Origin of the sequence: Leucobacter sp. Ag1 (genome assembly GCF_000980875.1) — a bacterium.
GTDB classification, from domain to species: domain Bacteria; phylum Actinomycetota; class Actinomycetes; order Actinomycetales; family Microbacteriaceae; genus Leucobacter; species Leucobacter iarius.
Map to the genome: position 1 here is coordinate 179,320 of NZ_LAYO01000111.1, position 20,868 is coordinate 200,187.

The following is a 20,868-nucleotide window of genomic DNA, read 5'->3' on the forward strand; positions in this document are numbered from 1 at the left end:
CCTAGTTCCTCCTCGAGAGGCCCGCGAGCTGGAAGCTCGCGAGCACCAACTTCGCCTGCGTCTGCAAGCTGCTCTTCCTGCTGTCCACCAGATCCGCGAGATCCTTCGCGTACCGGTAGGCGATCTGCGCCGCGGTGTTCGCGACGCGCTCCTCGGCGACTGCGAGATCCAGCGCCGCGCTCCGCTCCGCCTCGGTCTTGCCCTGCACAGTGCCCCGGGCCCGCGCCCGGGCGAGCACCAGCGCCTCGGCGGTGTCGCCGCGCACCTTGTCCGCCTCCTTCACGACACGGATCGCCTGCGCGGCGACGCTGTCGACCTGCTCGAGCGCGAAGAGGATCTCGTCAGGGGTACGGACCCCGCCCGGGGCGGGCGGCACGATCGCGAGCTCCTGCCGCATCGACGCCACCCACCCCTCGACCTGCTCGGCCGTGAACTCGGTCATCAGCTACCGAATCCCTCCGGCAACATGCCCCACTCCGCCGCCTCTTCCGGGGTCGGCTTCATCGGGTCGCCCTTGAACGCCTCAGCGGTCTCGGTTGATTCCGCGGAGGGCTCATCGGGCACGGGCTCCACGGCCTCGGACTCCGGATCCGCGGCGGCCTCCGGCGCCGGATCCGGTGCGACCGGCTCCGGCTCCGCGCTCGGCGCGGGCGGTGCCGGTGCAGCGGGCACCGCCGGGGCCGGAGGCTTGCGCCGCATCGTCCGCTTCGCCGCCGGTTTCGCGGGCGCGGCTTCGGCTGCCTCGGCCGGCTGCGCGCCGTCCGTGAGCTCCTCCACCGAGTAGAGGCCCGCGATCGTGTCCGCCGCGATCAGGCGGGCGAGCTCCGACGTCGCTCGAGCGGTGAGCATCGCCTGCGGCTGCTTCTTCCAGTTGTCCTTGTTCGTCAGACCCATCGCTCGCGCGCGGTCCATGTCCCACATCGACTCCTGGACGCGGTCGTCGCCGCGGCGCCGCCCCTGCATCACGACCCGCTGCGAGCTCGCCTCGACGACCCAAATCTCGTGCCCGTCGCGCTGCACGAGCGCCCGCAGGGTGTTCGCACGGAACGCGGGCGTCCCCTGGATGACGTCGAGCGAGCGGAGCGCGGTCATCGGATCCAGGATCCCGACGCCGCGCGCCGTCATGATCGCCGCCGCCGCATGACCCGGGTTCCCCTGGTACTGCTGCGGGACGAACGGGGTCGTCACGAGCGACCGGCTGAAGTTGTACGCGAGTTGCAGATCGCGAGCGAACCGCAGCAGGTCATCGGACCCGTGTTCCTCGGCGAGCACGACCTCCTGCTCGGTGATCGACTGCCCGGCCTGTTCGATCTCGGTGCTCATCGGGTCACCTCCGACGGGCGCAGCGCGGCACCCTTCCAGGTGTCGGCGACGTCACGGTTCGCCGCGCCGCGCGCGACCTGCACGATGTGCCCGAACGCCTTCCACGTCGCGTCGGAGAACTCCATCGGGTACACCTCGTACCCGTCAGAGCGGATCCAGATCGCCCAGAGATCCGTGATCCCGAGATCGGCCATGGCGTGCTCGACCTTGTCCCGGTCGAGGTAGCGCGTCGCCTTCGCGTACGCCGTGAGCTGCAACGCGGTCTCCGGGTAGATCCCGGTCCGGTTCGTCTTCCAGTCGGCGAGCACGACCTTCCCGGCATGCTCCGGAAGACCGGACTTGAGCAGCAGGTCGAACGTGCCCGCGTAGAGCGCGGTCTCGTGGTAGACCGACGCCTCCGTGAGTAGCGTCTCGACCTTGAACTCCTCGAGGAACCGCAGCGCCGAGGAGACATGCCCCGCGATCGCGTCCGGCACTTCGACCTCCTGCCCGAGGGCGAGTTTCTCGGCGAGGTCGTGCACCTCGGTGCCGCGGTGCTTCGCCTCGTCGGAGATCGCGTAGCGCGACTTCTTGAGGGTGTCGAGCCGCTTCGACAGGGACAGCTCGCCGAGTTCCTCCCAGTTGTCGACGGCGTACTCGGCGGTCGCGTTGCCCGCCCAGTTCACGAGCGCGGGCTTCGGGAGCCCGTTCCCGAGGAGCGTCGTCACGCCGTCGAGCTTGCGATCGTCGAGGTAGTAGGCGTGGTTGCGGCCGTACTTGCGCTTGCGGAATCCGCCCGTGGTCTTGGCCGCCATCACTCCTCACCGCCCCAGCCGTCGACGGGCAGCTCGGAGGCTTCGGCTGTGCCGGGCTCCTCGAGTTCGAGCTGCGTGTTGCCGGTCCGCTTCGCGTAGTGGCTGTCGAGCAGCTTCCGCACGGTCTCGGCATCCGCGCCCGAGACCGGCTCGATGCGCTTGATCCGCACCGACGCCTGCCGGCTCCCGTCGTTGCCGTCCTCGACGATCGTGTGCGCGCCGATCAGGACGACCGCGTAGACGTCCTCGGGGCTCACCTCGACGAAGTGCTCCTCGAGATCCTGCAAACCGTCGAGGTCATCGCCCGGCCGCTTTGCTGCGTACTTGAGTACCATTTCCTTCTCATTCCTTCTCGGGTTCCGTCGCCTCGCTGGCGGCGGGGTCTGGTCGCTCGAAGATCCGGATGATCGTTCGAGCGCGGTCGCCAGCGCCGTAGATGCGCTTGGCGTGGATCTCCTCGATCTGCTCGTCATCGACGTATGCCAGCCCGTTCAGGGCGTCCGTCGGGAGCTTCGTGAGGTTGTCGGTGTCCACCCGATGCCGGGTGGAGCGGTAGAACGTGGCGACGACCATCAGCCGGCCGGTCAGCGGCGCGAAGCCCGGATACGTTGCCCGGAACGCAGCCGCGACCCGCTTCTCGGCGTCAGCCGTGCGCTTCGGGGTGAAGGCCCGCTGTCCGGCCTTCGCCCGAGGTCGTCCCTTCGGGATCGGTTCGCCGCCGACGACGAACGCGACGCGGGGCTCGAACATCAGGCGGCCAGGAGTCGAGCGAGCTCTTCGCGCCCGTTCACGGACTGCGCGAGCATCACGGCCTGCAACAGGCCCGGGAACGCCTCGAACAGGCGCGCCCGGTTCCCGAGGTCGGCATGGCCGATCGCGGTCAGCAGCGCCGAGGTGAAGCTGCCCGGCTGCCGCCCGCGCCCATCGCCGACCGACCAGAGCGCGTGCGCCGCGTCGTCCACGGTGATCTCCGTGCTCATCGGATCACCGCCGCGCAGACGGCTCGGACGATGTCGAGCAGCCAGCCACCGCGACGCAGATAGCGAACACGGCGAGCGGCGCGAAGATCGCGACGAGAGCCCACCACGGCAGCAGCTCCAGCACTCGGAGATCCGAGGCCACGAGCGCCACCACGGCCGAGACGAAGGCGAGCAGGCACAGGACCCGCCACGCGAGGTCCCAGCGGTCCATGCGCGGTCACTTCCCGCTCGCCGCTGCTCGGCGCGCTACGCAGACCTCGCATTTGCAGCCCGGCGTCGGCATGTCGAGGCGGTCGAGGAGGACCAGCATCTCGCTCGTGAGTGCTTCCTGGGCGATCGTCTCGGCCTCCGCGAGGATGCTCGATGCCTCCGCTCGGGCGGCCGTGGCCTCTGCGAGTCGAGCGGTACTGATTCGGTCGCGCCGGTTGGCGTGCAGCACCAGCACGCCGCCCGCGGCGAAACTGACGAAGCCGACGAAGATGGGGATGATGAGATCCATGGGTGGGTTTCCTTCCGTGAGAGCGGTATGTCTCGTGCCCGCACGCCGATCTGCGAGCGCACGCGCGGGCCGCACTTCACCCCGTGCCGGTTCCGCCCCACCACGAGCGGCCACGCGTCATCACCCCAACGCCTCCGGTTCCCCGCGATCGCGAGGCCAACTGGTGAATCGGTCTGGGGTTCTGTCGGTCGGGGAGCATCCGCTGCTGGTCACGCGGCACACGACGATGCGTGCGCTGGCGGGTGAGCTCGCGGCCTCTGCCGACACAGGCCCCAGGCCTGAAATCTGAATCACTGTGGAGTTGTCAAGGAGCGGTGCCTGCCTCGCGGCGGCGCCTTCCGGCAGTGGCCCGAAACCGATCTGCGAGCGCATCTCGGGCCGAAATTGGGTGCACTGAATCGCCCTCCGGTCAGGTCGACCGGGGCGAGAGCGCGGAGAGCTTCGGCTAGTGCCGGGTCTCGACGCGTGTAGCGGTGAGGTAGGCGAGCACGTCGCCGCGCTCGTAGACGACCGTCTTCTGTGACGGCTTCGAGTACCGCGGCCCGCGACCGGCGCCGCGGAGGTTCTCGAGGATCTTCTCGGTCATGCCGGGGATGATGTCGCACACCTCGGCGGGGGAGAGGTACACCGGCGCGGCGGGTGCGGGCTTCGTGGGGCGGAGAGTCGAGACGACAGCGGACATCAGGGCACCGTGATCTCGAGCTTCACCAGGTCGTCGAGCGCGACGAGCGGGAAGGCTGCCTTGATGCGGGCGAGGACCTCGTTCGATGGGCGTGCGCCCTTGGTCGTATAGCGGTAGAGCGAGGCGGGGTCGACGCCGATGCGTCGAGCGAACTCCGCGTCCGTCGCGATGCCGTTTGCGCGGCGCAGCTCGTAGAGCTTGGCGGTGTCGAGCAGCAGAGAGGCACGGCCTCGGCTTCGATTCTTGGTAGTGGCTTCCATGTCCAGAAACGCTAGACCCGGACTTCCATTTCTGCAAGCCACTTCCCGACATGAGGCTTGCTTGATTCCCCAACTTCCGCACGATTCTGCGCTTCGATTCTCGAAAACTCCTTGCAGACCTGCAAGGCTTGTTGTAGGTTTACATCCGTGGAACCGAACAGATGGATCGCCTACCTTGAATCAGTCAGAGGTGCAGACAACGATGCGAACACGGCTGCAAAGCTCGGCGTCTCGCAGTCGACCTTCACTCGCTGGCGGGCAGGCACGGGGCATCCGAAGCCTGCTCAGGTCGTCGAGATCGCGCGCCTCTACAGCTCGAACGCGCTCACGGGTCTCATCGCGGCGGGATACCTCTCGACAGGCGACCTTGAGGAGCTGGGCACCCCGGTCGCGCCGCATGACCTGGAGTCGTTCAGCACGGTTCAACTCCTGAACGAGCTCCGATCTCGTGTCGACGTCATGGGGGACTACATCTCGTGGCTCGAGCAACTTGGCGGTGGTCGGCCCGCGGTTGCTGGGCTTGGCCTCGATGCGTTGAAGCACATCCGGCCAGGCGCAGCACCGAGCGACGTCGATCCGCAGGTCTATGTGGACGCGCTCGGCGCCGCTCTCGAGCAGCACGACGTGCAGGGTGTGCCCGTCTACCGCCCGGCCCCGAATGTCGGTGGCGTGACCGAAGATGCGGATCCGCGGCACCAAAGCGACTACGACCTCGTCTCTCACCCCTACACCGACGAGACCGGCGAACTGATGGACGAATAGAGAGGAAGACCTGGTGGAACGACTGATCGAGTATGCCGAGCACATCGGCGTGACCTGGGCCTTCGTGGACGACCTGAGCCCCCACCACCCGGGGCGCTACTACGACGCCCGCCGGCACATCGACGTGCTCGACGGCATGGCACTTCCGAAGACGATCTCGGCCTTCGGGCATGAGCTCGGACATGCGACCTTCCGTGACGTGCCCAGCATCTTGCCGCACGTAGACGCACGCCAGGAAAGGCGAGCGGATGCGTGGGCAGCACACTTCCTCATCGACCCGACCCTCTACGCCGCCGCCGCGGCGAAGTACGGACGCGAGCTCGACTGGATCGCCCAGGAGCTCGGCGTGCTGAAGCGGATCGTCATCGCTTACGAGGACACGCTCACTCGGGTCGGTGACCGCGTCTATATCGGAGCCCGAATGGGCGCGGGGCAGTGGCGCGCCTGCCTGGAAGTCGCCTAGCCCGATCCCCAACACCTCAGCGCCCGGCACCCCGGGTGAGCTGCCGCATACCCTGACGAAGGAGGCCGACATGGCCACGATCACCGCGTACCAGACCGCGGCCGGGAAGCGATATCGCGTGCGGTATCGGAAGCCAGACAAGACCCAGACCGACAAACGCGGCTTCAAGACGAAGAAGGAGGCCGAGCTCTGGGCAGCGACGATCACCGTCTCCAAAGCCGCGGGCCAGTTCATCGACCCGCGGGCGGGGCGCCTGACGATCGACTTCGTCGCCGAGAAATGGATCGTGGGGGTCGAGCTGCGGAAGCCGTCGACCGCCGCCGCCCTGCGATCGTCTTGGCGCACTCACGTCCAGCCAGCATGGGGGTCGTGGCAGGTATCCTCCGTCGACTTCACGAGCGTGCAGCAGTGGGTCGCCGGCCTCACCTCGGGGATCCCCGGGAAGAAGGAAGGCGAGTGGATCCGGAAGCCGAAATCTGCCACGACGGTGCAGCGTGCGCACGGAGTCCTCGTCGCGCTTCTCGACGCTGCCGCGCGTGACAGGATGATCCCTTCGAACCCGGCCCGAGGCGTCGTGCTGCCAAAGAAGGGAGTGAAGCCGCACCCCTACCTCACGCATTCGCAGGTCGCCCACCTGGTGCGCGAATCCGGTCGGCACGGCGACCTCGTCAACGTACTCGCGTACACCGGAGTCAGGTGGGGTGAGGCCACTGGTTTCCGCGTGATGGACCTCAACGTCGGCCGCCGCCGGCTGCGCGTTGCACAGAACGCCGTGACCGTGGGGGGAAAGATCAAGCTCGGCCCCCCGAAGACGCACAGAATGCGCACCGTGCCGGTGCCAGCGTTCTTGGTCACCGCGCTCGCGGATGCAGCGGACGGGCGAGCACTCGAGAAGCCGCTACTCGGAGACGGCGCCGACTACCTCAAGGCCCCTTCTTCGAAGCGGAGCTGGTTCGAGGGCGCGGTGAAGCGTTGTCAGAAGGTGGACTCCACCTTCCCCACGATCACCCCTCACGATCTGAGGCACACCGCGGCCTCTCTCGCGGTGAGCTCGGGAGCCAACGTCAAGGTCGTGCAGCGCATGCTCGGGCATGCCACCGCCGCGATGACGCTCGACGTCTACGCCGATCTGTTCGACGACGATCTCGACCTCGTGGGCGACGCGATGGATGCTGCCCGACGTGCCCACATTTTGCCCACAGTCGAGCGAGGGCAGCAGGGGGCGACCGGGGGCAATAAGGGCCAAACGGCGGCGTAGAGACAGCCGCCTCACCCCTGCTGTTCAGGGGGTATCGATTCGATTCCTCTCTGGGGCACCCAAGTGGCGAGGTTCGAACTTTGCCCCATCTCAACAAAGGGCACTGTTCGAGCCTCGCCCGCCCCGGCAGCCCAGTTCAGGGCGTTCGCGCTGACCTCGGGATCGAGGAGCACTTCGTAGGGTCGCTCGTTCTCGACGTGCAGGGTGTTGTCCTCGTCAATGAAAATCTTGGTGAAGAACGCCTGGTTGCACAGACGCCGGTTCGCGTCGTCGCAGCGCCGGTAGATTTCTGCGCAGTTCTCCAAGAGATCGAGCGAGTCGTCCAGGTTCTCTCGGGCTTCGCTGTACTCGCCGTGGTGCGAGTTCAGACGCTGCTCGACCTGGTACAGCTCACTGCTGAGAGACTGCTGCTCGCGCTTGAGTTGCGCAAGGGTGATCGCGTCGGCGTAGAACGCCTGCAAGAGCTTGTCCTGGTGCGCGATGATCCGATCCCGGTTTTTTGTGAGCTGGTCGAGCTCGTGTGCTTCACCGGCCATCATGAGGTCGAGTTCGTGGTGCAGCATCCCGGCGAGGGTATCGCGGTGCGCAGGGGTGATCTGCACTCGCTCGTAGTAGTCCTCGATCATTCGTTCCACGTCTTCGATGAGGATCGCCTGTCTCGTGCAGTCGGTGCGCTTCGAGTGCCGGCCTGCGCACACGAAGTAGGGGTACACGTCGTTGTAGCGGTTCTTCGCGTTGTTCACGATGAGGCGTGATCCGCATTCCCCGCAGTAGATCGTGCCTTTCAGGTAGTGGCTGTGCGTCTGGGTCGCTTCGCCGGAGTTCCGGTTCGCGATGAGCACCGACTGCACCTGGTACCAGACTTCGGCGGGAACGAGCGGTTCATGCGCGCCCTTGTACTGCACGCCGCGATAGATCACATCGCCCTTGTAGTACGGGTTGGTCAGCATCCGATGGATCGCCGACAGCACGGGCGGCTTCGCCGGCCGACGTGGTGAGGGCACGGTGACGAGGCCACGGTTCTCGAGTTCTTCGTGGAGCTGCGAGAGCGTCCAGCTGCCGGACGCATACGCCTTGAACGCCCACTCGACCAGCGGCGCGCGCATGGGGTCGATTTCGACGGTGCGCATCTCACGGCCGAGCTCGTCGCGGGTGAGGATGTTGAGGTACCCCATCGGAGCCTTACCGACGGTGCCGCCGTTCGCGGCCTTCTGGCTCATACCCTTCACGACCTCGGTGGCGAGGTTTCGGGAATAGAACTCCGCGATCGTGGACATGATGCCATGCAGAAGCATCCCGGACGGCGTCTCATCAATGTTCTCCGTTGCCGAGACAAGCATCACGCCGGCCTCCTGCAACGCCATATGGATCGTCACGTCGTCGGCACGGTTCCTCGCGAGCCGATCGACCTTGTGAACAATGCAATAGGTGATCTTGTGCGTCTTGACGTACTGGATCATCCGCATCAGCTCGGGCCGGTCGGCCTTCCGCGCCGACTCCCCGGCATCCACGAACTCTTCAACGATGGTCGCGGAGAGCTGGTCGGCCTTCCGTAGATTCGCCTCACGTTGCGCGGGGATGGAGAACCCCTCGTCAGTACCTCCCTTCTCCGCCTGCTCCTTCGTTGAGACGCGAAGGTAGGAAACCGCCAGTGCGAGCCCTGGGGCTGGTTCTGGGCGGCTGGGAACGAACGCCGAGCCTGGGGTACCGGAAATGCCGGACATGGGGTGCTTCTCTCACGCGGGATAGAACCGCGCGGCAACTGCACCAGAAGATGCAGCAGGGCACTGAAGGAGAAAAGCTACCCGGAGTCGGGAAGTGAGGCGAAGCCGAGAAACGCTCAGCAGCGTTGAGACATTGCCCGCCATTTGGCGGGGATAGGACTACAGCGCCCCACGTTGCCGCGAGGCGGGTACAACAGCGATTCTACCGTCCAAGGCCAGATCAGGCCACGGAATCGGTGAGCTGGGTTTGACGGCGATACGTCTCTGGCACCTCAATCGCTCGCCGTGCCGCTCTGCTCTCACCGTCCTGCTGGAAGGTATGACGGATGAGGACTTGCGCGAGCAAGTGCAGGTCCACCGGGTCACGGTGCACAGCACGAACGGAGAACGCGCGATCCTCGTACTTGCGATGATCCGTCTTGCGCCGGTAGTTCCTAACCATCACCGCGCCCGCTTCCGATTGACTGCGGCGGCGAGCGTTTCATCCTCGATGCGGAGTCGTCGCTCGGCATCGGCAGCGACGAACTCGATGAAGTCTGCTTCCCGATCCGCGATCACTTCGTCTTCGATCGGCCCTTGCGCCGTCTCTCCCGGCCAAGTGGTCTGCCGTGTCGGGCGGTCGCGGTCGAGCCGGGTACCGCAGGTCGCGACCCATTCACGGAGACGATCGCGTGCGGCAGCGAAGTCGGTGTGCCAGGCGATAGGCCCGGAACCGTCTTGCTCAGGGTCGAAGCTGCACAGCCAATGAGTGTGCAAGGCCGAGAGCTCCCAGACGAGCTCAGGGTGCCGGTACCAGAACGGTGGAACCACCGATGCCGGCAGCCCGTAGGTTTCGCGAAGCTGGTTCACCCACTGGTTGAGGTCCATCCACTCCTCCTCGGCCTCGTGAGAGCGGAGGATGTGCCAGTTGATCGGCTTCGGCACGACGGGCAGCGACATTGACTCAAGCGGGTCTGTACCGTCGTAGTCGTCGTCCAGTTCCTCGGGTGTGAAGTCCGTTCCATCCGCGGACGTATCTTGCTCGGTCATCAGGATTCCTCACGCTCCGATGGCTCGTGCGAACGCGGGCTCCTTTCCAGCCGACGTCACCTGCCTTGCCGTGCCGCGCTCTGCCGTGCGATTGGCGCGCTGGCTGCGGTCGACGCTGTAACTCGTGCGTGCGGAATCGTGCCCGATCTTCGACATGATGAACTGCTCGATCTCGAACGTCTGGCCTTCTCGAACGACGGTTCGACGGTGAAGGTGGCCTTCGGCGACGAAGTTGTCACCCTTACTGAACTTCGACAGCGCCCGCACCGGGTTCTCACCGAACGCGACGAGGTCATGGAAGGTCGGATCGAGCTCGGTGAAGGAACCGTCCTCTTCTTTCCGGTAGCGCGGCTTGCCTGCGCGAGCGAACATGCGCGGTACCCCGCTCTTCGTCTTCGACGGGCGCGGTTCTGTTGCGATGAATCCCGAGAACGACGCCTTGATAGGAAAGGACACGGATCGCTCCTTCTGCCAGACGGCCGCGTGTCTCGCGGCTCTACTCGGCAGGTGCTCCCGCCGAGCCTGGGGTCTTACGGTGGTGGAGCTGGGCTTCGACTGCTGCCCGGTCAGCGGTGAGCTGCTTCGCGTCAGCGCGTTCGGTCCATCGGCGGAGACGCGCGACGATCGGAGGTGCGGAGCGCAGCAGGACGAGGCCGGTCCCGAATGGGAAGCGGCGGATCACGTCGGGCGGCATGACGGGCACCCGGCGGATCGAGCGTTGCGCGGAGCGTGAGCCGTGATCGCCGACGGTGGTGGAGTCGGTGATCTCGTCGCGTTCCCCGATCAGGGTGCTCAGGTCTTGGAGGTCTTTCGAGTTCGAGGCTCCGCCGAGGATGATCTTCACGATCGCGGCATCCCAGATCGCCGACGCCGCATTCTCCGACCACTTCTCCCGCGCCTGCGCGAGCGATTGCAGAACGGGCATGGTCGTGATCCCCGACCCCCCACCCTCGGCCATGAGCGTCGGCAAGGACGGCAACGGCGACAGGTTCGCCACCTCATCGAGCGCGAGCAGCAGGGGCGGGTCGAGCCGTGCGCCCGGGCTGCGAGCGGCGAGGCGGCGGGCAGCCTCGACCACGTCCTCGATGAGCGCCGCAACCAAGGGCGCGCTGTTGTTCGCTCCGGCGGCGGTCGCGAGCAGGTAGAGGGTGCCCTTCTGCGTGAGGAACGTCTCGGGGTCGAAGACTTCGTCGGGGCTGGGGCTTACGGAGTCGAGCACGCGCGGGTCGGCGAGCGCGGCGAGGGCGAGGGAGACGCCCTGCCAGATCGAGTCCATCGTGCGTGGGTCGGATTCGAGCATCGCCTGCAGCGCTTCCGCCCAGCCGCCGGCCGCGCGCGGGTGTGCGGCGAGGATCGACACGGCATCCCCAGCCGCGGCGGGGTCGAGCGTCCACCGGAACAGATCGGCAGGCTGCCTCCCGTCGAGGGCTGCGGCGTGGAGGAGGCATTGCAGCGCGACCCTGGTCTTCGCTTCCCAGAAGTCACCGCCCTCGACCCCGCCCTTCCCGAGCCCCGTCGCGAAGGCAAGACCTGCGGCGCGGATCATCGCGGTCAGCGGGTCAGTGCAGCCGCGCACGGGTGACCAGCGCAGGCCTGCCGGGATGCCGTCGGCGAGGTGCTGCGGGTCGAACACCGCGACCGGACCGACACGTTGCCGGGCTGTGATCGTGGCGGTCACGTTGTCGGGGCGGGTGCTCGTCGTGATGACCGCGCCGGGCGCGTCGAGGATGGAATTGATCACGATGTGCACGCCCTTGCCGGAGCGGGGCGGCCCGATGAGCAGCAGCGAGTCCTCGACCGACGCCCACACCTCGACGCCCCGCGAGCTGCCGATCCGGTAGCCGATCTCCGCAGGTTCGGGATGTTCGAGAGAGGGGCGCAGGTTCCCGGCTCTTGCGAGGAGCGCCTTGATGGAGCCGGCGCGTGCGACCTCGCGGCGAGTCGCGACACCTACGATCCGGTCTGGGTCGAGCGCCTGCTGTCGGGTGTGGTGCCGGATCGCCGACCACACCCACCAGCCCCCGGCCGCGCAGCCTGCGATGAGGAGCCCCGCTACGATCCAGTAGACGATCATGTTGAGGCCTGGCGCGTCGAGTGCGGCGGCGGGATCGCCAGGATTCAGGAGCACAGCCGCCCCGGCTCCGATCCCCGCCTCTGGTTGCGGGGTGCCGGTGAGGAACGCGGCAATGCTGCCCGCAATGCGAAGCAGCACTGCGGCCACGCCGAGTGCCGCGAGGGAGACGAGCGCGGCGTTCGTGAGCTCGTCGCCCATCGACCCGGTCGGGCGGAGCTGGCCGTTCACTCGGGCCGCCCGAGTACGAGGGTGCCGGAGATGCGACCCACGAGGATCGCCTCACCCGGAGGGCACGCCGCAAGATACCGGGAGTCGATGAAGGCGCGGGCGATCCCGTCGGGTGCGGTCTCGGTGTGGGAGATGATGACCGCGACCGCGACATCCTCACCGGGCACGAAGCCGCTGCCAGCGAGCTGCGCGAACCGCGGCACCACCTGCATGGGCGCGGGCGGTGCTGCCGACTGCGTGGCCGTGATGACCGGAGCCGCGGCGGGCTCGGGACTCACAGGTCTGGGTTTGGGCGGGGTGCGGTAGTCGGTGATGACTCGTCCGTCGGTCTCGATGACATCGATACGGAGCGTGCGGCGAGTGTGCTGGCTGATGGCGTCCACGATGTGCGGGTAGGCGGAGCGCCGCCACGGCGGCGAGAACTCCGGCGGCAGATACGGTGCCCCGTCCACGGTCACCGACAAGGTGCCGTCGCTTGCGACGACGATGCGCACCATCACTACCGCAGTTGGGTCGGCCTTCGAGCGGGCACGCTTCGACATCGGCACAGTTCTCCTATCGAGTGGATGAAGGAACAGCCGCCCGAGGGCATGGGCGGCTGAGGGGTGGGTCAGAGTGCGAGGCGGCGTGCGGCGCGGCTGTGATCGGGTGCGGCGCGGAGGGCGGCCTGCTGATAGGCGGGCGGGAGCCGGAACGCCTCCGAGGCCGGGTCGAGCATTGTTTCGACATCGGCGGCGCCGATGACGACCTCGGCGAAGCCTTCGGCGAGCAGCAGGTTGCAGCCGGCCGACGCAGCGGAGGTGATCGGTCCCGGCACGGCGCCCGCTCGGCGGCCGAGATCGTATGCGGTGACCGCGATCCGGAGGCTTCCCGATCTCGACCCCGCTTCCGGGACCACTGTTGCTCCGGAGAGTGCGGCCATGAGTCGGGCGCGGGCGATGAACCTGGCACGTGTCGGCGCACTGCCGGGCGGGGCCTCGGAGACGAGCAGGCCGCCGCTTTCTGCAATGCGCTCGAATAGGGGCGCGTTCGCACGCGGAGAGGGGCGATCGACGCCTCCGGCGAGCATTGCGACCGTGGAGCCGGGGCGGGTGGTGAGCGCGGCACGGTGTGCTTCGGCGTCGATGCCGTAGGCGCCGCCCGAGACGATGATGCGTGGCGAGGCGGCGAGTTGCGAAGCGAGTTCTTGCGTGACCTGCACGCCGTAGGCGGTCGCGGCTCGGGCTCCGGTGATCGTCACCCGCGAGGAGACGGAGGCGGTGAGCAGTTCGGGGTTCCCGCGCGCCCACAGCATGAGCGGTGCCCGATCTCCGAGATCGTTCAGCGCGACCGGCCACCCCGCCCCGCCCGGGGTGAGCACCCGGAACTCGTGACGGTCGGTGAGCTCGGCGATCTGATCCCGGAGCGTGTCGGCCTGCCGGGCTGCGGCGGCTTGCCGCCACCTGACCCCTTGGAGCGGATCGACCGCAGCGGGGATCGCCGCGCCGGGGTCGCGGATCAGGGCGAGCGTCTCGGTCAGGCCGATCGCGCGCACGAGCTGCCCCGTGACCGGGTTGCCGGGCTCGGCGAGCGCCGCAAGCTCCATCCGGGTGAGCACGTCCTCCGAAAACGTCGCCATCGTCGGCCCCTTCCTCTCGTTTGCGTGTGGTCGTCTACGGGAGTGAGGTGCGTCAGAGGCGACACGGGAACGGGCGGAGCCGGCAGACCTGGGGGTGAAGGGGTCTGCGGGTTCCGCCCGTCCTGGGGGTGCGTTACTGGTTCATGAGTTCTTCGATCGTCACCTCCTCGCCCTCGTCCTGCATGCGCTCCCGGTGAAGCGCGAGCTTCCGGCCGAACCAGAGCGTCGCCCCAGCAGCCAGGAGCAGCACGGCGGCTACGCCGCCAGCCCAGGCACCCAAGGCGGTGCCGCCGGTGAGTGCGAGCTCCGGCGGCACCTCAGGCAGTTCCGGCTGCTCCGGCGCCGGCGTCTCCGGGGTACCCGGCGGCCGCACGCTCACGACGGTCGTCTCGCCCGGCGCACCGCAGCGGCCCTCGGCGAGCACCTTCCCGTCCTTCCCGTACAAGGTCTCGACCCAGTACACATGCCCGGCCTCATCGGTGCTCGTCGTGCCGGAACGGTAGTGCCCGGCCTCGGTCACCGTGATCTGCTCCGAGGTGAAGAACGGCACCTCGCAGACCGGGTCCTCGCCCGCGGGCTGCGGCCCATACGCCCGGAACACCAGATACGCGCCCTCGGGGATTGCGGAGCCTTGCACGAGTGCGGTGTCCTCGAACGGGTCGCCGACGAACGCCGACGCCTGCGCCTGCGTCACCACCGACAGCGACTGCTCAGGACCGGGCACGAAGAACCGCTCCCAGATGTCAGCCGGAGACGACGTGAACGGCTGCACCCGGTCGTCGCCCTCGAAACGGGTCACCACGACGTAGTAGCCGGGCTCCGTCGGCTGAACCCGATCCTCGTCCGTGTAGCCGATGTCGTAGACCCCGTTCTTCGCCGGGGTCGTGATCCGGGTCAGCACCGGCGCATCGTCCAGTTCCATGTCCTCGGTCAGTTCCGCATCGGTGGCGAAGGGGCCGTAGACGGTGTGCGTGAGCTCCTTCGCGTCGGGCTGCCAGTAGCCATCGCCCTCGAACTCGGGATGGTTCTCGGGGAACCCGCTGACAGTGATCCGGTCGAACGCCCGCCCGCCCTTGTGGACGTTGTATTCGCGGACTTCCGAGGTGATGGTGAGCGGCCAGCGGACACTGTGTGTTTCGACGTTGATGCCGTAGTCGTCGCGCCAATCCGAGGCGATGAACGGGCGCACCCACTCCGACTGGCTGCTCTTCTTCACCTCCCACACCCAGGTCACGAACCCGGCATCCGGCAGGGTCACCTTCGGCGAGGTGTAGGTGCCCGGCCCGGTCGCGGTCACTGTGACGGTACCGAGCGGCACCGCATCCGCGGGGATCCCCGTACCTTGTGCCGGGGGCAGGGTGCCGGGCACCTGGTAGGCGGTGCCCTCGAAGATCACGGGGATCGGTTCGCCGTTCTGCTTCAGCCATACCCCGTTCGTGGATGCGACGGTGATGGTGTCGGTCACCTCATCACCGGGCTTCACGAGACGCCCATTTGCCTGCGACACCGCCTCCGGCTGAAACGGCACCACGCTGGTCTCTGCGACCCGGCCGAACCTGTCGGTGAAGGAATCGGTGAGGTACTTCCCCCAGCCGCCCTGCGCGGTCTTATCGATCGACCACACCCACGTGTAGAACCCCGACTCGGGCGCGATGATCGTGCCCGGCGACGTGTAGTGACCGGCATGGGTGAGCGTGAGCTCTTCCGTGCCGGCGAGCGGCGCACCGGCAGGGGGTGCGTTCGCTTCGGCCGGCTGCGCGTCGAACGGGCCATAGAGGCGACCCTCCGCGACCACCGGAACCGGCTGGCCGCCCACCTCGATCCAGGAGTGCTTGGTCACCGACACGGTGAGGTCGTCCAGCATCGGATCGCCAGCCTGCACGAACTTCGAAGACACCTGCGTTTCGATGACCGGCTGGAAGTCCAGCGGAATCACCGGAGACTGCGCCGAAGCCGTCAACGGCTCGAAGGACGCGGCGCCAAGGATCCGCTGCTCACCCGGCGTGTAGAACAGGTCGACACCGGCACCGTACCCAACCGCAGGAGCCGACATCCTCGCCTCGACCCGGTACTCGGGCGCCCCCTCAGCGGGGGTGCCGACGATCTGATGCGTGCCCGCGCCGAGCGTCGCCGTCGCGGAACCGTTCGCGAAGGTGCCGCCGGTGAGGGTGACCGTGCCGGTCGCGGTGGCGGGGTTCGTGCTGATGGTGAGCTGCCCGTGGTACTGGTCGTCCATCTGAATCGACATCGACACCGACGGATTCAGCACCGCGTTGGCCGCCGCCGCATCGCGCATCGCGGCGAGGTTCGCGAGCACCGTGGCCTGCGCGTTCGCGGGCACGCGGGTGATGAAGTGCCCGTCGCCGCCCCGACTCGTGTAGTTGCCGTGGTCGGCGACATCCCAGACATAGAGCTGCACCGCGCTCGTGATGTTCGGGTCTTGCGACTCACCCCAGCGGCCCATGACGTAGTTCAGCCGGGCGAGCTGCGTGTCGCTGAGTTCATCGAGCGTGGTCTTGAGCTCGGGATGCTCGGTCGTGCCGTATGGGGGCAGCGCGTCCAGGTCCATGCAGTACGCCTGCCGGCCGTGGCTTGAGAAGCTGCCGAGCCACAGGTCCTCGTTGCCGTACCCGACCCCGAGGGTGGCCGCCTGCGCGGGTGCCGGGGTGAAGAACAGGCCGCCGAAGAGCATCAACAGCACGGTGAGGATCGCCGCCATGCGGGCGATGGCCCGGCCCGGTGGCGGTGCGGTATCGGGTGGCACGAGAGCGGTATGCGACATAGTGAACTCCTGACTGGAACGAGCGCCGCCGCTAGGGATGACGACGGCCAACAGTCAGGTACGCCACCGACCCACCCCGTGTGCCAAGTTCTCGTCTGCTTCTCGTCTTCCCGAGCCAGGCTGAGAAGTCACAGCCGCGAGCGAGGCGAGGGAGGAATCCGGGATTGTGCGGGAGTCATTCACCAGCGGAGACGGGCTTCGGCGCCTGCCCGGCCATGCGTTCGCCGACGAACTCGTGGTCGGGATGCGAGTGATCCCGCCAGGGAGGAAACGGCCGGTGACGATCGAGTATCAGCTCACCGATCCGGGCAGCAAGGCCGGGTACTTCGAGTTCGCGTGCAGCTCCCCGCAAGGCTGGTCCGCGCTCGTACTGCACCGCTCCACCCAAGTCCTGGTCGTGCCGAAAGATGCCTGACCCCTCGAACCCGGACCCGCAACCGTTCACTGAGGCTGACGAACCGTCACTCAGGGCGACGATTCGTTCGGGAATCCGGTGGTTTGTTCAGGAATCCCGACCGAACATGAGCACGTTCTAGAGCATCCGGCCGCGAGTGTCGAAGAGCTCGAGCTCGGCCGGGTGGAGCTGGTGCTGCACGACGAAGCTCCTGTCCTTGATCTTCCACAAGCCCTGCCCGATGCCGAGGGTCGGGAGGAGGGATCGTTCGGTGCCGGTGAGGCCGAGGGTTTCCGCGGTCGCCTCGAGCTGGTCGCTCGCCTGCCGATACACCACCCGCACTTCCGCATTCGCGAGCAGCGAGGAGGCGAGGGCGCGCATCCGCGACCCGCTATCGCCCACGTTCTCCAAGTCGGTCAGTTTGTGAAAGATCAACTGGTTGCTGATCCCGAAATGCCGGGCCAGCCGGCACTGCGCATCCATCCGGGCCAACAGGCTTGGGTAGGACATGAGCCGCCAGGCCTCGTCGTAGACGACGAGACGCCGGCCGCCGTTCGGGTCTTGGAGGGCGGCCTCCATCCAGGCCGAGCTGCACGTCATGAGCACTGCGAGCAGTGCGGAGTTCTCGGCGACGCGGGAGAGGTCGAGGGAGAGCATCGGCAACGTCGGGTCGAAGGTCTCCGTGGATGGCCCGTCGAACATGCCGGACAAGTCGCCTGCGACGAGGCGGCGGAGTGCGTGCCCGACCATGCGGCCATCTTCCGCGAGCCTGCCGTCGGGGTCGTCGTCGGGTGAGGGCTCAAGAATGCGGTCGACGACCATCGGCAGGATCGGCACCTCTGCGGAGCGTACCGCGTCGGCGAGTGCCACGTCGATCGCGGTGTGCTCGACCGGCGAGAGACGGCGATCGAGCACCGTCTCCGATAGTGCTCCGATCAGGTCTCGGCGGCGTGCTGCGACCTGCGCTTTCCAGTCCTCATCCGCGATCCCCGCAGCCCGGTACCCGGCATCGAGGGGGTTCAAACGTGCAGGCAGAGAAGGGCCGAGGAGGATCGCTCGCCCTCCGACGGCGCGAGCGACGGCGGTGTGTTCGCCTTTCGGGTCCCCGGGGACGTAAACGCGCCGCCCAAACGGCAGCCCCCGCGTGTACAGCGCCTTCGCGAGCGAGCTCTTCCCGGAGCCGACGATGCCGGCGAGGATCATGTTCGGGGCGGTGATGACGCCCTGCCGGTATAGCTCCCAGGGGTCGTAGACGAAGGAGCCGCCGGAGTAGAGGTCTTGCCCGACGAAGGTGCCGGCTGAGCCGAGGCCGCCCTCGGCGAGGAACGGGTAGTGCCCGGCGAGCGTCGCCGAGGTGTCCTGATGTCTCGGTAGCCTGAACCTGCCCGGCGTGCGAAGTGCCGCAGCCCCGGACTCACCGGCTCGGGGTAGATAGCTGGTCGCACGCCACTCCTTCTTCGCTGCTTCTCGCTCGGCTCGTGCCGCTGCCGCCTGGGCCGTGCGGGCTTCGGCGCGCAACCTGGCGGCGGCCTGCCGACGCGCATGGCGTTGGGCGCGACGTTCGCCTTCCGGCCCGACGAGTACCGAGGTATGCAGCTGCCCCTCATCAAACGGGTGGGGGCTGGCGTGGCGGCCGGTCACGCGCCCAGCCCCCGCAGGCTCGCCCGCGTCGGATAGGTCGCCCGGTTCACTCGCGGGGTGCCGAGACGATCCGCCCGTGACACCTCACACTCTGGCACTGCACCAGCCGGGGCGGGTGCGGCGTGCGAGGGTGGACCTTCGATGCCGAGGAGTGCGGGATCGGGGAGGGCGTCGTGTTCCCGGTAGAGGCCGACGTGCCCCATGAAGGGGTTGTAGACCATCGTGTACACGTCGCGGGTCAGGGTCTGGTCGAGCTGCCCGATCGGGGGCCTGTCGTAGACGTACCCGTTCTCGAGCGCCGCCTCTACGGTCTCGTCGCCGCAGTCGTATCCGGCGAGTTCTGTGAACGCTGCATTCGGGTCGTGCAGGGTGATCGTCTCGATGATCCGGTCGGCGTCCTCGCCTTGGAGAAACACGATGTTGACGTAGCGGGGAGATTGGGGTGCCGGGGCCGGGGCCGGGGCGGGGGCTGGTGCTGGGGCGCGCAAGGCGATGGTGCCTGCCGATTGCAGGGCCTGGTCGAGTGCGGCTTCCATCTGGACGGCGAGGCTTCTCGCTTCCCGTAACCGGTCAAGCGTCTGCTGCACGGCATTCGCCCCGGCTTCCGGGTTGCCTTGGTCGTCGGCTGCTTGCGGGTGATGGTCCGTGAGTGCGGCCGAGATGCTGCCAAAGACCGCGGTGAGAGATCGGGAGGTGCCGAGGAGTTCCCCGAGCATCGGGTAGATATCGCGGGGCTCTGCGGCGTCGCGAAGCGAAGCGGCGAAGTTCCGCACCGCAGCAGAAACATCCTGCGCATCTTCGAGGAGGGTGGGCATGATCGGCTCCTTTCAGAGAACGGGGTCTTCTCCCAGGTGCGCCAGCTGTGCCAGGTGCACCGGGATGTTTCCCTTGCAGGATCAGATGCTGCGGCAGAGCGGGAGAGCGGCCGCCGTGAACGCTTGCGCTTGCTGGCCGACGAGCCTCCTTGTTTCGCAGGAGGACTGGATCGCGGCTTGCTCGATCTGAGCGACCGCCGCATCGAGCTCTCCCGGGGTGGGTGCGGAGACGGAGACGAGGCCGATCACGCGGAGGATGCCGTGCCCCCCGGTCAGCTCCGACTCCTGCTGGAGCACGTCCTGGAACTCCGCCGAGGCCTGGGTGTCTTCGACTTGCCCGATCTTCCGACGCTGGGCTGCGTCTGCGATCATTTCGGTCTTCTTCTTCCTGAGATCCCGCGCCGCCTGGTCAGCCCTGACCGGGAGATAGTGGAGCGACAGGGAACGGAGTACCCCGCCGTTGAGGACCAAGGGGGCGAGGAATCCGGGGAAGGTTTGCGCCCTGGGCCATTCGCTGATCCACAGCACCGCGTGGTGGGCGCTGTCGGAGCGCAGCCGGTCCCACGCCTCGTTCACCGCGACCGGGCCGGCGGTGGCAAGGTGGCGGCCGAGGGCTCCGTGGCGTTCGAGGGCGGGCCCTGCGGCGGGGTCGTAGGCGGTGCGGAGGATCAGGGCGACATCGCCCGGGGTGAGCCAGCCCGCGAACGCGAGTTCCGCGCTGCGCAGCGCGGTCTGCAGCGACTGCATCTCCTGCCTGAGCACCGCCGCCGCCCCTGCCATGCCTCCTCCTGCGGAGCGAATCTGCCGGGTGGCGGCCCGCAGGTCGAGTGCGAGGGAGATGGTCGTCTGGTGGCGTTCGCCGGCGGGGCCGGCGCGCTCGATGAGCTCCCGGTAGGTGGTGGCCGCCCAGGAGCCATCGTCGGTGCCGTGCTGCCGCCACCACTCGGCAAGCCCCGACCCCGAATCGGGCAGCGTGCGCTCCATGACCTGGATGCGGGCGATCCTGCCGGACCGGCACGCGGCGGCAAGTACCCGGCCCCAGCCGGTGACCCGGCGCTGCTGCTCGGCCGGGTCGAGGAGCACAAACGCCGGATGCTGCACCCGCAGCACCACCGTCAACGTCTGCGCGTGCGGGTCGTGAATCATCGCCGCCCCCGTCTCGGGATCGTGCCACTCGCGCAGGGCTGCGAGGTCGCCGGGGAGGGCGAGGGTGCCGGCCGGGCGGGGCCGGATCATGCGGCGACGGTAGCGGGTCTGCCTCGTTCGGGTGCGCATCAGCCAGCGGGTGATGATCGGCGCCCACTCGATAAGCTTGCGCCCCGAGACGGGCACCCACGCGATCGCCGCGAGCGTCAGCCACGCTGGCGACGACCAGGCAAGCCCCGCACCGCCGCTCGTATACAGCGCGACGACGACGATGAGGAGCGCGCAGGCGACCACGATCAACTGCGACAGCGACAGCCCGAGCAGGATGCCCCGGCGGGTGAGCCGTGAGAACTGGATCGTCTGCAGCTCGAACGGGGTGCTGGTGCTGGACATGAC

24 protein-coding genes are annotated in these 20,868 nt (G+C 67.8%); 4 read left to right on the top strand and 20 right to left on the bottom strand.

Features of this window, described 5'->3' with window-relative positions; all coding sequences use genetic code 11:
- Position 1: 1 nt before the first annotated feature.
- The 10 genes from XM48_RS16540 to XM48_RS16585 form a co-directional block, all read right to left on the bottom strand.
- Positions 2-442, bottom strand: coding sequence for a hypothetical protein (locus XM48_RS16540; RefSeq protein ID WP_046456918.1), 441 nt, complete (start codon positions 440-442; stop codon positions 2-4).
- Positions 442-1,323: a hypothetical protein gene (locus XM48_RS16545; RefSeq protein WP_046456919.1), complete on the bottom strand. Its 882-nt coding sequence runs from the start codon at positions 1,321-1,323 to the stop codon at positions 442-444. Before XM48_RS16545 ends, XM48_RS16540 begins: the two co-directional genes overlap by 1 nt.
- Entirely contained in the window at positions 1,320-2,117 is a 798-nt protein-coding gene (locus tag XM48_RS16550; protein WP_046456920.1) for a hypothetical protein, read from the bottom strand. Before XM48_RS16550 ends, XM48_RS16545 begins: the two co-directional genes overlap by 4 nt.
- Complete coding sequence (locus tag XM48_RS16555; RefSeq protein ID WP_046456921.1) at positions 2,117-2,452, bottom strand: hypothetical protein; 336 nt, start codon at positions 2,450-2,452, stop codon at positions 2,117-2,119. Before XM48_RS16555 ends, XM48_RS16550 begins: the two co-directional genes overlap by 1 nt.
- 7 nt (positions 2,453-2,459) lie before the next feature.
- A complete protein-coding gene (locus XM48_RS16560) occupies positions 2,460-2,867 on the bottom strand; it encodes a RusA family crossover junction endodeoxyribonuclease (protein WP_052961594.1) in 408 nt (135 codons plus the stop codon).
- On the bottom strand, positions 2,867-3,097 hold the full coding sequence (locus XM48_RS16565) for a hypothetical protein (protein ID WP_046456922.1): 231 nt from the start codon (positions 3,095-3,097) through the stop codon (positions 2,867-2,869). Before XM48_RS16565 ends, XM48_RS16560 begins: the two co-directional genes overlap by 1 nt.
- Positions 3,098-3,101: 4 nt before the next feature.
- Entirely contained in the window at positions 3,102-3,308 is a 207-nt protein-coding gene (locus tag XM48_RS16570) for a hypothetical protein (RefSeq protein ID WP_046456923.1), read from the bottom strand.
- A 6-nt stretch (positions 3,309-3,314) separates the two neighbouring features.
- Entirely contained in the window at positions 3,315-3,596 is a 282-nt protein-coding gene (locus XM48_RS16575; RefSeq protein ID WP_046456924.1) for a hypothetical protein, read from the bottom strand.
- Between the two features lie 445 nt (positions 3,597-4,041).
- Complete coding sequence (locus tag XM48_RS16580; protein ID WP_046456925.1) at positions 4,042-4,278, bottom strand: hypothetical protein; 237 nt, start codon at positions 4,276-4,278, stop codon at positions 4,042-4,044.
- Positions 4,278-4,538, bottom strand: a complete 261-nt coding sequence (locus XM48_RS16585) for a helix-turn-helix transcriptional regulator (protein ID WP_046456926.1) — start codon at positions 4,536-4,538, stop codon at positions 4,278-4,280. Before XM48_RS16585 ends, XM48_RS16580 begins: the two co-directional genes overlap by 1 nt.
- Before the next feature lie 147 nt (positions 4,539-4,685).
- On the opposite strand from XM48_RS16585, the gene XM48_RS16590 reads away from it, so the two are divergent.
- From XM48_RS16590 to XM48_RS16600, 3 genes are all read left to right on the top strand, one after another.
- Complete coding sequence (locus tag XM48_RS16590; protein WP_046456927.1) at positions 4,686-5,300, top strand: helix-turn-helix transcriptional regulator; 615 nt, start codon at positions 4,686-4,688, stop codon at positions 5,298-5,300.
- Positions 5,301-5,313: 13 nt separating this feature from the next.
- Positions 5,314-5,763: an ImmA/IrrE family metallo-endopeptidase gene (locus XM48_RS16595; protein WP_052961595.1), complete on the top strand. Its 450-nt coding sequence runs from the start codon at positions 5,314-5,316 to the stop codon at positions 5,761-5,763.
- A gap of 70 nt (positions 5,764-5,833) precedes the next feature.
- Positions 5,834-7,021: a site-specific integrase gene (locus tag XM48_RS16600; RefSeq protein ID WP_046456928.1), complete on the top strand. Its 1,188-nt coding sequence runs from the start codon at positions 5,834-5,836 to the stop codon at positions 7,019-7,021.
- 11 nt (positions 7,022-7,032) lie between these two features.
- Here XM48_RS16600 and XM48_RS16605 read toward each other — a convergent pair whose 3' ends face one another.
- The 7 genes from XM48_RS16605 to XM48_RS16640 form a co-directional block, all read right to left on the bottom strand.
- Positions 7,033-8,745, bottom strand: coding sequence for a recombinase family protein (locus XM48_RS16605; protein ID WP_046456929.1), 1,713 nt, complete (start codon positions 8,743-8,745; stop codon positions 7,033-7,035).
- Between the two features lie 441 nt (positions 8,746-9,186).
- Entirely contained in the window at positions 9,187-9,774 is a 588-nt protein-coding gene (locus tag XM48_RS16615; protein ID WP_046456930.1) for a hypothetical protein, read from the bottom strand.
- 9 nt (positions 9,775-9,783) lie between these two features.
- A complete protein-coding gene (locus XM48_RS16620; RefSeq protein ID WP_084821249.1) occupies positions 9,784-10,146 on the bottom strand; it encodes a hypothetical protein in 363 nt (120 codons plus the stop codon).
- 124 nt (positions 10,147-10,270) lie between these two features.
- Positions 10,271-12,046, bottom strand: a complete 1,776-nt coding sequence (locus XM48_RS16625; RefSeq protein ID WP_046456932.1) for a type IV secretory system conjugative DNA transfer family protein — start codon at positions 12,044-12,046, stop codon at positions 10,271-10,273.
- Between the two features lie 26 nt (positions 12,047-12,072).
- Positions 12,073-12,618 (bottom strand): hypothetical protein, encoded by a 546-nt coding sequence (locus tag XM48_RS16630; protein ID WP_046456991.1) that lies wholly within the window; start codon positions 12,616-12,618, stop codon positions 12,073-12,075.
- 68 nt (positions 12,619-12,686) lie between these two features.
- A complete protein-coding gene (locus XM48_RS16635) occupies positions 12,687-13,694 on the bottom strand; it encodes a DNA-processing protein DprA (RefSeq protein ID WP_052961596.1) in 1,008 nt (335 codons plus the stop codon).
- Between the two features lie 133 nt (positions 13,695-13,827).
- Positions 13,828-16,476, bottom strand: coding sequence for a hypothetical protein (locus XM48_RS16640; RefSeq protein ID WP_084821250.1), 2,649 nt, complete (start codon positions 16,474-16,476; stop codon positions 13,828-13,830).
- 277 nt (positions 16,477-16,753) lie between these two features.
- Between XM48_RS16640 and XM48_RS18055 the strand changes: the two genes are divergently transcribed.
- Positions 16,754-16,891: a hypothetical protein gene (locus XM48_RS18055; protein ID WP_156175105.1), complete on the top strand. Its 138-nt coding sequence runs from the start codon at positions 16,754-16,756 to the stop codon at positions 16,889-16,891.
- 117 nt (positions 16,892-17,008) lie between these two features.
- Here XM48_RS18055 and XM48_RS16645 read toward each other — a convergent pair whose 3' ends face one another.
- From XM48_RS16645 to XM48_RS16655, 3 genes are all read right to left on the bottom strand, one after another.
- On the bottom strand, positions 17,009-18,511 hold the full coding sequence (locus XM48_RS16645; protein WP_046456934.1) for an ATP-binding protein: 1,503 nt from the start codon (positions 18,509-18,511) through the stop codon (positions 17,009-17,011).
- A complete protein-coding gene (locus XM48_RS16650; RefSeq protein WP_046456935.1) occupies positions 18,508-19,326 on the bottom strand; it encodes a hypothetical protein in 819 nt (272 codons plus the stop codon). Before XM48_RS16650 ends, XM48_RS16645 begins: the two co-directional genes overlap by 4 nt.
- Positions 19,327-19,407: 81 nt before the next feature.
- A complete protein-coding gene (locus XM48_RS16655) occupies positions 19,408-20,865 on the bottom strand; it encodes an SCO6880 family protein (protein ID WP_046456936.1) in 1,458 nt (485 codons plus the stop codon).
- Positions 20,866-20,868 lie beyond the last annotated feature (3 nt).